At 54.3% G+C, this 12,492-nt stretch carries 9 protein-coding genes and 4 tRNA genes; 9 read left to right on the plus strand and 4 right to left on the minus strand.

Features of this window, described 5'->3' with window-relative positions; all coding sequences use genetic code 11:
- Positions 1 to 4 precede the first annotated feature (4 nt).
- The 7 genes from wecG to I6N93_RS00985 all read left to right on the plus strand — a co-directional run bounded on the left by wecG (position 5) and on the right by I6N93_RS00985 (position 4,383).
- The gene (gene wecG / locus I6N93_RS00955) at positions 5 to 742 is read left to right on the plus strand and encodes a lipopolysaccharide N-acetylmannosaminouronosyltransferase (RefSeq protein WP_085688926.1); all 738 of its coding nucleotides are present in this window, start codon (positions 5 to 7) and stop codon (positions 740 to 742) included.
- A 248-nt stretch (positions 743 to 990) separates the two neighbouring features.
- Positions 991 to 2,373 carry a bifunctional threonine/serine APC transporter ThrP gene (gene thrP / locus I6N93_RS00960; protein ID WP_085688923.1) on the plus strand — a complete coding sequence of 461 codons (1,383 nt, stop codon included), beginning with the start codon at positions 991 to 993 and terminating at the stop codon, positions 2,371 to 2,373.
- 146 nt (positions 2,374 to 2,519) lie between these two features.
- Positions 2,520 to 2,596, plus strand: a tRNA-Arg gene (locus tag I6N93_RS00965).
- A gap of 104 nt (positions 2,597 to 2,700) precedes the next feature.
- A tRNA-His gene (locus I6N93_RS00970) sits at positions 2,701 to 2,776 on the plus strand.
- A gap of 20 nt (positions 2,777 to 2,796) precedes the next feature.
- Positions 2,797 to 2,883, plus strand: a tRNA-Leu gene (locus I6N93_RS00975).
- Between the two features lie 54 nt (positions 2,884 to 2,937).
- Positions 2,938 to 3,014: transfer RNA gene (locus I6N93_RS00980), tRNA-Pro, on the plus strand.
- 562 nt (positions 3,015 to 3,576) lie between these two features.
- A complete protein-coding gene (locus I6N93_RS00985; protein WP_085688920.1) occupies positions 3,577 to 4,383 on the plus strand; it encodes a hypothetical protein in 807 nt (268 codons plus the stop codon).
- Positions 4,384 to 5,318: 935 nt separating this feature from the next.
- Here I6N93_RS00985 and otsA read toward each other — a convergent pair.
- Positions 5,319 to 6,743: an alpha,alpha-trehalose-phosphate synthase gene (gene otsA / locus I6N93_RS00990; protein ID WP_085688917.1), complete on the minus strand. Its 1,425-nt coding sequence runs from the start codon at positions 6,741 to 6,743 to the stop codon at positions 5,319 to 5,321.
- 4 nt (positions 6,744 to 6,747) lie between these two features.
- Positions 6,748 to 7,518, minus strand: a complete 771-nt coding sequence (gene otsB, locus I6N93_RS00995) for a trehalose-phosphatase (RefSeq protein WP_085688914.1) — start codon at positions 7,516 to 7,518, stop codon at positions 6,748 to 6,750.
- Positions 7,519 to 7,901: 383 nt separating this feature from the next.
- Between otsB and I6N93_RS01000 the strand changes: the two genes are divergently transcribed.
- Both I6N93_RS01000 and I6N93_RS01005 read left to right on the plus strand, forming a co-directional pair.
- On the plus strand, positions 7,902 to 8,180 hold the full coding sequence (locus I6N93_RS01000) for an ATP-binding cassette domain-containing protein (RefSeq protein ID WP_085688912.1): 279 nt from the start codon (positions 7,902 to 7,904) through the stop codon (positions 8,178 to 8,180).
- On the plus strand, positions 8,177 to 9,337 hold the full coding sequence (locus I6N93_RS01005; protein ID WP_085688909.1) for an amidohydrolase: 1,161 nt from the start codon (positions 8,177 to 8,179) through the stop codon (positions 9,335 to 9,337). Before I6N93_RS01000 ends, I6N93_RS01005 begins: the two co-directional genes overlap by 4 nt.
- 779 nt (positions 9,338 to 10,116) lie before the next feature.
- On the opposite strand, the gene hemY is transcribed toward I6N93_RS01005, so the two are convergent.
- Positions 10,117 to 11,343, minus strand: a complete 1,227-nt coding sequence (gene hemY / locus I6N93_RS01010; RefSeq protein WP_085688906.1) for a protoheme IX biogenesis protein HemY — start codon at positions 11,341 to 11,343, stop codon at positions 10,117 to 10,119.
- Between the two features lie 2 nt (positions 11,344 to 11,345).
- Positions 11,346 to 12,473 carry a uroporphyrinogen-III C-methyltransferase gene (gene hemX, locus I6N93_RS01015; protein WP_085688903.1) on the minus strand — a complete coding sequence of 376 codons (1,128 nt, stop codon included), beginning with the start codon at positions 12,471 to 12,473 and terminating at the stop codon, positions 11,346 to 11,348.
- Positions 12,474 to 12,492 lie beyond the last annotated feature (19 nt).

Below are 12,492 nucleotides of genomic sequence, written 5' to 3' on the forward strand. Positions count from 1 at the left end.
AACAATGGAACACAATAACGCGATCCCACAGTACCAGATTCGCGGGATCCCTCTGTACGGCTTTGAGAACATGACGCAGTGCGTGGATTATCTGCTGGACGGCGAACAGGTCAAAACCGGCACGTTGGTGGCGATTAACGCCGAAAAAGTTCTGGCGACGGAGCGGGATCCCGCGCTGAAGGCGCTGATTGACGCAGCGGAATACAAATATGCCGACGGCATCAGCATTATTCACTCCATTCGGCGGAAATATGCCGATGCCCGCGTGGAGCGTATCGCCGGGGCCGATCTTTGGGAAGCGCTGATGCAGCGGGCCGGAGAGCGTGGCACGCCGGTCTTCCTCATCGGCGGCAAGCCTGAAGTGTTGGCCCAGACGGAACGGGAGCTGCGTCGTCGCTGGCAGGTGAATATTGTCGGATCACAGGACGGCTATTTCAGCGAGCAGCAGCCGGCGCTCTTTGACCGCGTGCGCGACAGCGGCGCGCAGCTGGTGACGGTGGCGATGGGCTCTCCCAAGCAGGAACGGATTATGCAACAGTGCCGCCAGGTTTATCCTGAAGCGCTGTATATGGGCGTAGGCGGCACTTACGACGTATTTACCGGACATGTCAAACGTGCGCCAAAGCGCTGGCAGAACCTGGGGTTGGAGTGGTTATATCGACTGCTGTCTCAACCCAGCCGTATCACGCGTCAGATCAAGCTGCTGCGCTATCTGGCCTATCACCTCAGCGGACGGCTGTAGTCCGGCCTGATCCGTGCGTTTGCCCGAAATAGAACGGTGAGTTATAAGCAAGTGAATACCTTTCTTGTTTAGTTATAACTCCTTTCCCGAAGATGTTAATCCCGCCAGCATTGCTGTATCTTTTCCGGCGCCCTGTTTCGGGCGGCGTTTTTTTGCGCGAGAGGTAATATTGACCGTTGCCGGCGAAATAGAACAATTCATTAACTCGGCAGAAACAAACACAACATGGAATGAACGATAGAGGATTTATGACGAAAAAAGTCAAAGAAGATCAGCTCCACCGGGGCCTGGAGGCAAGACATATTGAGTTGATCGCGCTTGGAGGCACCATCGGCGTCGGTTTGTTCATGGGCGCCGCGAGCGCACTGAAGTGGGCAGGTCCTTCCGTCTTGCTGGCGTATATCGTGGCGGGTCTTTTTGTGTTCTTCATTATGCGTTCGATGGGCGAAATGCTGTTTCTTGAGCCGGTGGCCGGTTCGTTCGCCGTCTACGCCCATAATTACCTCAATCCCTTTTTTGGCTATCTCACCGCCTGGAGCTACTGGTTCATGTGGATGGCCGTCGGCATCTCGGAAATCACTGCGATAGGCGTCTACGTTCAGTTCTGGTTCCCCGAACTTCCCCAGTGGATACCGGCGATTGCGGCCGTGGCGCTGGTGGCCGGCGCCAACCTGGCGGCGGTGCGCCTGTACGGCGAAATCGAATTCTGGTTTGCCATGATTAAGATCACCACCATCGTCGTCATGATCGTCGTCGGCGCCGGGGTGATTTTCTTCGGCCTGGGCAACCACGGCGAAGCGACCGGCTTTGCCAACCTCACCGCGCACGGCGGATTCCTGGCCGGCGGCTGGAAAGGATTGTTATTTGCGCTGTGTCTGGTGGTCGCCTCCTATCAGGGCGTTGAGCTGGTGGGGATTACGGCAGGTGAAGCTAAAAATCCTCAGGTGACGTTGAAACGCGCTATCAACAATATCCTGTGGCGTATTCTGATCTTCTACGTGGGTGCGATTTTCGTCATCATCACCATCTTCCCGTGGAACGAAATTGGCACCTCCGGCAGCCCGTTCGTGCTGACCTTCGCCAAAATCGGCATCACGGCGGCGGCGGGCATCATCAACTTCGTCGTGCTGACCGCGGCGTTGTCCGGCTGCAACAGCGGAATGTACAGCTGTGGTCGTATGCTCTTCTCGCTGTCCAAAAACCGTCAGTTACCGGCGGCCTTGGGCAAAGTCACCGCCAGCGGCGTGCCTGCGGCAGGTGTTATGGTCTCTATTCTGTGCCTGATCGCCGGGTCAGCCCTGAACTACATCATCCCTAACCCGGAAAAAGTCTTCGTCTATGTGTATAGCGCGAGCGTTTTGCCGGGTATGGTGCCGTGGTTTGTGGTGCTGGTCAGCCAACTGCGTTTTCGTCGTAAGCACCAGGCGGCGATGGCAGGGCACCCTTTCAAGTCAGTCCTGTTCCCGTGGGTTAACTATCTGACGATGGCGTTCCTGCTCTGCGTATTGGTTGGGATGTACATCAATACAGATACCCGCCTGTCGCTGATCGTGGGGTTGATATTCCTGGCCTTCGTCAGCACGATTTATGCGGTTCTCGGCCTGGGTAAAAAGCAGGCTGAAGTGAAATAATCATCCGTAAACAGCGGGTGGGAAAGCGGTAGAGTCGATGATTTTATGGGAAATGAGCAAAGCGTAAGCAAACGCGCTCTTTCTTCGAAAAAGCACTAGACAGGCTTCTATTAAATCCGTAGTATCCCCACCCGCAACGGCGCTACGCGCCCGTAGCTCAGCTGGATAGAGCGCTGCCCTCCGGAGGCAGAGGTCTCAGGTTCGAATCCTGTCGGGCGCACCATTCGATGCATTTAATATAATTCGATGTAGTGCGGGAGCTGCGGAGGTACTTAATGACTCCGTGAGAAGTGAGTACCGGAAACGTAGTAAAGAAGTGGTAATATGGTGGCTATAGCTCAGTTGGTAGAGCCCTGGATTGTGATTCCAGTTGTCGTGGGTTCGAGTCCCATTAGCCACCCCAATTTTTAAAGTTTGTGACATGCGAAGGTGGCGGAATTGGTAGACGCGCTAGCTTCAGGTGTTAGTGTCTTAACGGACGTGAGGGTTCAAGTCCCTCTCTTCGCACCACACAAGCTCAGATGTCAGTGGCATCATGTTTTAAAGTAGTACCGCATCACCCGTCGGCGAGTAGCGCAGCTTGGTAGCGCAACTGGTTTGGGACCAGTGGGTCGGAGGTTCGAATCCTCTCTCGCCGACCACTATTCTCAAGGTATTGTTTGCAGTCTTCAAACAGGACCATAAAAAACCGTTAGTTAATGTTATCAGCGGTTTTTTTTCGCCTGTAATTTCGCATCGAGTCACATGAACCATCCGCTGCCTCCTCATTTTCATTGCTCTCCCTTCCTTACAGCCCCTCATGACGGATCTTGAACGGCTTGTCGGCAGGCGCTTTCACGTCGTGCAGACGTAAACCTTTTTCAGGACAAGGCGACACGGATACGGTTTCCGCTTTGTCCTCCTTCTGTTGGGATTGATGAAATAATCATATCGGAAACTATTATTGGATATTTGATGCCTATATATGTCCTGTAGGTTTATTCCATTTTCTTGCTTCGATAAATATTTATATTTCAGAAATGTCTTCTTATTTTATGTCGTGATAGTCTCATGTTAATAAAAGAGTTGAATGCAAAAGGTATTAGTGTCAACCTCAGCTGAAGTCAGCGACAGTCTTCCATCGGTAATAGTATTTCCTCACTCCTATTCATAACTGTAATTAATTAACAGAAGGAATTTCTCGTTGTATTAAGGAGAATAAGAATGATTTCATGTTTGACGGAAACGCGCTTTCACTTCAGTTTTTTATATGAACGAATGCGATATAGAGAAATTGTATGGGTGGTAAAGAACCAGCGTCAATTGAATAAAGAACTCCTCGATTGCGTCCATTCATCATTGTCAAAAAAAGAATTTATTAACGACAGCGATATCTGTCTGCTGGAAAAAGCCTATGGAAGGTTAAGCCCCTCAGACATTTATTTAGCCGAGCGTTATGGCGTGCCAGCACACCATATGCTCAGTGCGGAGAACATCATCGAGGCGCGCCATTTTGATGAGGCGTGTTTGCAAAAGGTTCGAGTGCGTTACGATCAGGATGACCGCAAAGGTGCCGTCGTATTTCGGGATATCATGTTAAATACGCGTTGGATGGCTTTTTTCGACAGCAAGATCGTCAGCGCGCATTCCGCCATGCTGCCCTATGCACTGGGGCAGTACGCCATCGAGCAAATCGCCGTCATGGGCGATAATCGTCAGCTTGAACAAGCGGCTGGCGCCACGTTGTATTATCTTGATGGCGTTCTCGATGAGCCGTCTCTTGTCGCACAAGAGGCGTTGCTTCACCTCTGGAATTTGCCGTCGATTTGGGCGGTCAAGGGCGAGTCTTATTTGATAGCATTCCGGCTTCTGGACGACTATCTGAATACCGACGCGGCTTTTAGTCGGCGAGATGTGATTAAACAACAAATCGCCACGGATTATCGAATATTCGCTCGTTCAACGCTTTCGGAGGATGAAAAACGTGTCGCCCAGAAAAACTTCCTGAGTATGAAAAAGGATTTCATCTAGGAATAATGCGAATAGGCTGTTATTTATTTTATTAAGGTACGGTACACCACCAGCCCCGTTATTACTCTATTTCTCCAGGATATTTATTATTACGGTATATTTGTGTGGATATAAAAATAGTATTGATTTGTGATGATTAGCGTGATGGTCATAACACTGTTTCAAATAAAGGTGAGTTATCCCACTTCTTCTTTTATTTTTACCGAGAAAGAGTGTTCAAAATTGGATGAGCCTGATGTGCTGTTAATGACCCTGTACAGGCGCGTGGAGATATAAAAAGAGTAAATTTCTTCAGCCCACGATCCCTGTTTTAAATAAGGCCGTTATCAGAAGGATGTATAGGAATGCGGGCCTTAATTGCTAATATCGCGTGATGATTTCAACAGTGCTCCGGATGCTCTAATCGGTCACGGGGAATGAGGCATACCGCTGGTTTGCTAAATGAGTGATGGAGCGAAAAGGGGATGCCGTGCAGGCATCCTCCCATCACCTAAACTGAGTCGACGGCGTTAGCGTTGGGTCGATGAGAATATAGATATTCCCGTCAGCACTCGACCGTTTTATCAGGCAGCGCAAACATCAGTATTTTCACGCAGTGTCTTGAAGCGATTCATTATTTTCAATATGAAAATAGCTTTACACCCCGCTGCCGCCAATTCAGAAAGCCGATGAAATAAATCTCCTACTTCGTCGTTCGTCAACCTTGTCAGCGGGGGCGAAGCTTGAAAGGCAATCGAGCGCTTTGGCCTGATGAGTGATACCAGCAGACAACCTACCATCACTGGCATAAAGAGACATCGTGAGTTCTTTTAACGAATGGGCAGGTCTGTAAATAATCCGACACGCTAATCGTTATTATCAGGTAAAGGACCGATTTTCAGTCATCAGAAACCTGTCGTAAGCCATTCCGCTTCTAATGAAGCTGGCTTGGCGCATCACGCCTGCCGGGGAAAGGTCGCTATTTTTTTTTCCAGACTGTGCTGTTGCCGGCAGAGGTCCGCCGCCTTTAAATCTGCAAGGAACGACTGACGCCAGTGGCTGATGTCGTTGCGCTTGATGATCGCCATCATATCGCTGTGACGGGAGATCCTCTCCGCCAGCGGCATAGTTAACGCCTGATCCAGCGCGCTGGCGACCTGATCGCGATCGTAAGGATTAACGATCAGGGCGGCCGTCAGTTCGTTGGCTGCGCCGGCAAATTTAGACAGAATCAATACGCCGGGATCGTTCGGATCCTGTGAGGCGACGTATTCCTTGGCGACCAGATTCATACCGTCGCGCAGCGGCGTCACCAGTCCTACCTCGGTATAGCGGAAGATCTTCATCAGCAGCCGGCGTTCAAAGTGCTGATTGAGGTAGTACAGCGGCGTCCAGTTCAGCGTGCCGTAACGGCTATTGATGCGCCCGGCTTCGGTTTCCAGCTGATGGCGGATATCCTGATAGGCCTGTACGTCGCCGCGCGAGGTCGGCGCGATCTGCGTATAGCGGACGTGACCGCGATGCTGCGGATAGTTTTCCAGCAACGATTCGAAGGCCAAGAAGCGTTCGGGCAGCCCCTTGGAGTAGTCCAGTCGCTCTACCGCGATGACGTTTTTTAAATTCAGCAGGCCGCGGCGGGCCTCTTCCAGCTTGGCAGGCAGCGGACCTTCCGCCATTTTGCGGATGCTTTCCGGTTCGATGCCGATAGGGTACACCTCGATGCGGAACAGGTTGCCGAACGCGCTATAGGTGCGCTCGCCGACGGTTTTCACCGGCGTCAGCAGGGACAGGCTCTCAAGAAACGCCTGCCGGTCGTGTTCAGTCTGGAATCCCAGCAGATCGTATTCGCACAGTTTTTCCAGTAACTCCTCGCAAGGCGGCAGCGCGTTGAAGATATCCGGCGCAGGAAAGGGGATATGCAGGAAAAAGCCTATTCGATTATTCAGGCCCAACTGGCGGCACGCGGCTCCGAACGGCAGAAGATGGTAGTCGTGAACCCATAGGATGTCGTCCTCTTTTACCAGCGGCTGCAGACGCTCTGCGAGCAGCGTATTGACGCGGCAATAGCCTTCCCACGCGCTGCGGTCGTAAGACACCAGGTCGAGACGGTAGTGGAAGGCGGGCCAGAGAACGGTGTTGGAGAACTGACAGTAATACTCTTCATAGTCCGCGTAGCTCAGGTTGAACGAGGCGTAGGTGATGCCGTCGTTTTTCTGTATTTGTAGCGGCAGCGGAGCGTCGCTGATATCTCCGTTCCAGCCGTACCAAAGCCCGCCGCTGCTTTTGAGCGCATCTAATATGCCGACAGCAAGACCGCCGGCGCTCTGTCTCTTGCTATCGGGGGCGGCAATTCTATTCGATATGACGACTAATCGACTCATAGCTTTAGCTCCTTACCAATGAAATTTTGTTTTCATACATGGCCTGCTGCCGTGTGAGCCAAAGATGTACCGCCGCGACGTTGGCAAGTCGATAGCGCGCTTCGCTGGGCCCTGGACCGACTTTGACGGAAATGCCGCCGAGTGCGTTGACCTGGCGGAATCCGGCTTCATCGGTGGTATCATCACCGATGAAAAGCGGCGTGCGCCCGGCGAAAGGTGGAGATTGCATAAAGCCTTTAATGGCGGCGCCCTTGTTGGCCCCGCGTGGTTTCAGCTCGACCACGCATTTGCCGGTCTGGACGGTCAGCTGCGGGTAACGCTGACATAGCGATTCCGCCAGCGCCGTGATCTCCGGCTTATAATCCGGGGCCTGACGGTAGTGCAATGCGAAGGATGCGCCTTTGTTTTCCAGTCGGCAGCCGGGGAGCGCGGCCAGCCCGGAGGTCAGCGCTTCCTGCAAGGGGCCGACGACATCGGCGGGGAGGCGCGTCTCATGGCGTTGCCCATTGATTTCGCGCCGTTCTGCGCCGTGAATCCCCGCTGCGGGTAAGATAAGTGGGGCGACCAGCGCGTCCAGCTCTGCAATCGGGCGTCCAGAGATCAACGCCAGCGCGCCATCGTTGCCGGTAAACAGGGCATGTAGCGTATTGCAAACCGCAGATGAGACGACCACCTGTTCGGGGGTGGGCTGGATCTCGGCCAGCGTACCGTCGAGATCGAAGAAAAAAGCACAAGCATCTAAGCGTAAAGGGGGTTCTGGTGCCTTGTCTGTCATCGTACCGCTCCTCCTTTTAGGAAAACGTTTGGAATCTGTTTGGCGTTACGTCAATACTGCGCCCGGTAGCTCCTTTTGCTGTTACATGAAATAAAGCAGTGCCATTAATTGTAGGCAGCGATGAATAATTCGCCAATTAAACAATGGTTTTTTATCCATGATCTGTGACGGCTTTTCAACCATGATTTTTGCATGGTTTTTGGTTTTTTTATTGATTATTAATACTTTTAACGTTTTTTTTCACCGTTCTACCTTAGTCTCATACGGTATATGTCCGGCCAATTCAGCGTGCTATATTTTTAGCCCAATGCTCTTTTTCAGAGGATTTCCGTCCTTAGTCTGGCCTGAGCAAAACCGCATTGAACCGTATGCGAAGAGTACCAATGGCTTCCCACCCGACTGATTTTCTGCTGAACGGAAACAACCTTGGCACCGCCGAAATGCGTGAGGTAAGGTCTGAATGCTATCAGCCTGAGGCCGTTGAGGGGGAAGTGGTGGCGGTGATTATCGGACCGTCCGGCTCCGGGAAGTGGCCCCAGCGCTTCGTGCGGCAGTTAACGACGATTCATGAACCGACGAATATAGATTATCTGATCGATGCTTACCTTTTGTTACTCCCGGCGTTGTCCGCCGGCGTCACCGTTAGGAGTTTCCGACTATGAGAGTGAACCCTCAGCATGAACCACTGGCGCAGTATGTTCAGGCGTTTCGCCACGATATGCACCAGTATCCCGAACTGTCTCATCAGGAGTTCGAAACCACCCGTAAAATCCGCGCCGAGCTGGAAAAAGAGGGCATTCGCATCCTCGACCTGCCGCTGAAAACCGGATTGGTGGCGGAGATTGGCCGCCCTGAGGCGGAGCCGCTGGTCGTGCTGCGCGCGGATATTGATGCCTTGCCGATTGAAGAAGAGTCCGGCGTTGCGTTTAGCTCCCATCACCAGGGCGTGATGCACGCCTGCGGGCACGATTTTCATACGTCGGCGGCGCTGGGCGCGGCGATATTGCTGAAACGGGCGGAGTCCGAGCTAAAAGGCCGGGTGCGCATTCTGTTTCAGGCGGCGGAAGAGACCGGATTAGGGGCGCCTGACGTCATCGCCGCCGGCGCGTTGGACGGAGCGACGGCGATTTTTGGGATCCACAACGATCCAACGTTGCCGGTCGGAGTGATCGGGGGTAAGGATGGCGCGCTGACCGCCGGCGTTGATCGTTTCGAAGTCAAGATCGCCGCCAAAGGATGTCATGCGGCCAAGCCGCATGAGGGCAACGATCCGATCGTCATCGTAGGACAGCTGATCGGCGCCGTGCAGACGATCGTCAGCCGTAGCGTCCCATCGGACAACAGCGCGGTAGTATCGATTACGCAGGTACATAGCGGCAGTACCTGGAACGTCATTCCCGACACGGCCTATCTGGAAGGCACGGTGCGGACCTTTAGTGCAGAAGCGCGCGGCCTGATTGAACAGCGCTTTAGGCAAATTGTTGCGGGTATTGCCAGCACGTATGGCGCGGAGATTGAGCTACTGTGGCACGCCGGGCCGCCGTCAGTCGTCAACACGCCTCACTGGGTGGCGTTCTCCCTGCAGGTCGCCAGCGATGAAGGATTCGAGGCTCGCCGTGTGGAATCCAGTCCTATTGGCGAAGACTTCTCATTTTATCAGCAGAAGCTGCCGGGCACGTTCATGATGGTCGGCTCTGGCGGACCCTATGCACTGCATCATCCTAAATTCCGGGTGGACGATCGGGCGCTGTTCCCGACGGCGCATTATCTCTACAGCGTGGCGCGCAGAAGCCTGGAGCAACTGTCGCAGGAAGCGTGATCGCTATCGCTGCAAGGCGGGTAAGGGCAGCGTTATTCGGTATTCACCGCCGTAGGTCGCGAGAATCGCCGCGCCATAAAGCCCTCATGTTGAGCCGTGAGCGGCGACCTCGGACTGTCTTCGTCAAGCGACAGTGCCAGGTGCAGACCGTCGTCAAAAGGAGACGGATAACGCATTGATGAACAAGCTTTATTTTTAATGGACGCCAGACTGTCTCTTACAGGTGACAAGCTGGCGTTTTTGCATTTTCGCCCTGCGATATTTTTAGCGGCGACGGCACGGCAGGTGCACCATGAAATCTTATTGATTTAAAAGCAATTATCTGGACTCAGGGGTTTCAGACTAATCCCTGTAGCAAGAGTGGCACGGTTGATGCAGAATCCACATCGTAGATGCTCATTCCATTTTCTATGTTTGCTTCGGCTTCATAACCCTGGGAATGACGCAGAGCCCTTATCGGTGCCTATCGTCCACCATGACATGAAAATTATTTCATGAAACGTTTCGGACATGACGTTGAGTGAGGCACCCCCCTAGTCTTCAAGACCTGATGTTTATTGACGCTTGCCGAAGTTCGGCAAGCTTTTTTTTTGCGGGTCAAATAAGGTCGGCAAGTCAGTGTGGGAGTGTTGCGGAGCGTGTTGTTGCCGGCTTGTTCAGAACGATATTCAGCCGCGTCTTTTGGGATTGAGTCGACGGGGAAAACCTTCCCGCGGTGGCGGGAAGGTGGGCATCGACGATGAGGATGGCTCAGAGCGAGTCTGCGCCTAAGGTGGGGTTCAGGCCTGCGGCGTCGGCGTGTCGTCGGCCACGGCTGCTGGCGTGGATTGTAACGACAGCAACAGACCTTCGCGACGCAGTGTGGCCGCGTCCTCGACCCTTTTCAGACGGTCGTAGACGTCGGCGCACCAGGCGTAGTCGTGGGCGTCCGGGCGCAGCGCCAGCGCGGCCTGGAATGCCTTGGCGGCCTGTTCCCATTCTCCGTGTTTCATCAACAGCTGGCCCAGCGTACTGTGCAGCAGAGGAACGTCGGCGTGCTGTTTGATCAGCTGGCGCAGAATTCTTTCCAGCTGTTCCGGATTACCGGCTTCCAGCCGCGGCATCAGCAGGATCAGTCGTTCGTCATACTGACGTTTCAGGGCCTCTACGATGGTTTGCTGCGCGGTCTGGTGGTCGTCGCATTCAATCAGATGCTCCGCCATCGCAACCTGTAGCGCCTGCTCATGCCGTACACGGCGGCTCTGATTTTTCCACCACTGTTTCAATCCTTCGCTGCCGCCTTCCGACATCGCCTGATTCATCAGGCCAAGCGTTGCCCGCTGTTGCAGGGCCGCCAGCTCGGCTTCGTCGTGCAACTGGGTTTTGCGCATGGCGGGCAGGATATCCAGCAGCGCGCTGTAAGCGTGGGTGCGCAGAAATGCCTGCTCGGCCAGCCTCAGCACTTCAGGATGGCGCGGCGCGACTTCCAGCAGACGATCCGCACCGTGGCGTGCGGCATGGTCTTCATGACGGGCCAACTGAATACGAACGCGGGTGATATCGACCGGTAGCTGGTCGGTGTCGGCGATTTCAGCGGCGCGTTCCAAATACTGCCGGGTGCGGAATTCATCGCCTCGCTGCTGTGCGGCTTCGGCGGCCAGCAGATAGTTCACCACCGGCTGATCGGCATGATCGGCGTTACGCGTCATCAGCTTCTCTACCTGGCGGTAATCGCCTTCCGCCAATTTGAGCAGCGCGGCTTTGGTCTGCTTGCGAGCCCGACTGCGTTTACGGCCAAGGAACCAGCCGCGCGTGCGTGCGCCGGTGCGGAAAACGCGTCGCAGTATCCACTCGACCAGCAGAAAGGCCAGAAGGAACAACACCAGCATGATGACCAGCCCGGTAACGCTGGTTTCCACGTTGTAGTTATCGGTCTGGATCAGCACGTAGCCCTGATGGCCGGCGACCATCGGCCCCGCGACCAGACCGGCGATCAGCACGATAAAAAGCAGAAGTACCTTAAGCATAATCACTCTCCCTGCGGCGCGGCTGACGGTTGCGCCAGCAGGTTACGAACCCGGGTCTGCATCACTTTTTCCAGCAGAGGCTGACTTTGCAGTTCGGTCGGCACGTCCATAGCGACCGACTGCTGGCTGAGTGCATCCAGCTGTTCCAGGAAGGCTTTGGTTGCCGCATCGTTGTTATCGAAGTAAGCGCGAACCCATACCGCGGCGGTTTCCAGCGACTGTCGATAGGTTTCATTCTGATGACGCGGCACCGCCTGAGCGGCAACCAGCAGGCGGGCGCGGATATTTTCGCGCAGGTAGATATCCTGGTTCGGCGCCAGCAGCGGTTCGGCGCCGCTGTCGCGACGACGGACGGTGATGAATTCCGACAGGAAGTTGTGCCAGCTTTTGCTCAGATTCTGACGCCATTCGCTCAACGAGGCGGACAGGGACGTGTCGTTCTCATCCATCGGCGCTTGGTCCAGATCGCTGTCGGCCATGCGCAGGTTGTCCACCTGATCGGCCAACTGATTTACCTTGAGAATGATGCCGTCGAAATCGACCTGATTGACGCTGGCTAACGTGCTGATGTCTTGCGTAATGGCGCGACGGAGGTCAATCAGACTCGGGTCTTTCATCTCCGCCAGGCTGGCGTCTGCGCTTTTCAGCAACGTGCCCGCGGTGGTGACGTCTTTGTCCGCCCACAGTTTGCGGCCGGCCATTTTCACCAGGAAGTCGGCTTCGGACAGCAGCCAGGTTTTGGCGTCATGATTGGAGAGCGTATCCAGCTTCTCCTGCAAATCGCCGACCTGATTGTTCAACGCGGTGAGACGTTGGTCGCTGGCGTTTTGCGTCTGGCTTTGCTGAGCCAGGGACTGCTGCCAGGTCTGCTGGGATTGCTGCTGTTGCTGTTTGAAACCGTCGAGTTGCTCCTGCAACTGCGCGACGGCCGCAGACTGTTGAGAGGTCTGCTGATGCGCGTAATAGTAAACGCCGCCGCTTAAGCCCAGCGCGATAACGATGGCTGCGGCACCGAGGATCACACCGTAACGCTGAGGTGCTGACGGTGTCGGTTCGGGTTGTGAAGAAGGGGATTCAGCCCGTTCAACAACCTCTTCGTCTGAGGCTGTGGGGGTCATGCGTTCCGTCATAACGAGACATCCTATGATC

The sequence above is a fragment of the Lonsdalea populi genome (genome assembly GCF_015999465.1).
GTDB classification, from domain to species: Bacteria; Pseudomonadota; Gammaproteobacteria; order Enterobacterales; family Enterobacteriaceae; genus Lonsdalea; species Lonsdalea populi.

Bases quoted from the DNA above. Each gene is read 5' to 3' on its own strand.
- hemY (WP_085688906.1), bottom strand. From the start codon at position 11,343: ATGCTTAAGGTACTTCTGCTTTTTATCGTGCTGATCGCCGGTCTGGTC.
- I6N93_RS01000 (WP_085688912.1), top strand. From the start codon at position 7,902: ATGGCTTCCCACCCGACTGATTTTCTGCTGAACGGAAACAACCTTGGC.
- thrP (WP_085688923.1), top strand. From the start codon at position 991: ATGACGAAAAAAGTCAAAGAAGATCAGCTCCACCGGGGCCTGGAGGCA.
- otsA (WP_085688917.1), bottom strand. From the start codon at position 6,743: ATGAGTCGATTAGTCGTCATATCGAATAGAATTGCCGCCCCCGATAGC.
- wecG (WP_085688926.1), top strand. From the start codon at position 5: ATGGAACACAATAACGCGATCCCACAGTACCAGATTCGCGGGATCCCT.
- hemX (WP_085688903.1), bottom strand. From the start codon at position 12,473: ATGACGGAACGCATGACCCCCACAGCCTCAGACGAAGAGGTTGTTGAA.
- otsB (WP_085688914.1), bottom strand. From the start codon at position 7,518: ATGACAGACAAGGCACCAGAACCCCCTTTACGCTTAGATGCTTGTGCT.
- I6N93_RS01005 (WP_085688909.1), top strand. From the start codon at position 8,177: ATGAGAGTGAACCCTCAGCATGAACCACTGGCGCAGTATGTTCAGGCG.
- I6N93_RS00985 (WP_085688920.1), top strand. From the start codon at position 3,577: ATGATTTCATGTTTGACGGAAACGCGCTTTCACTTCAGTTTTTTATAT.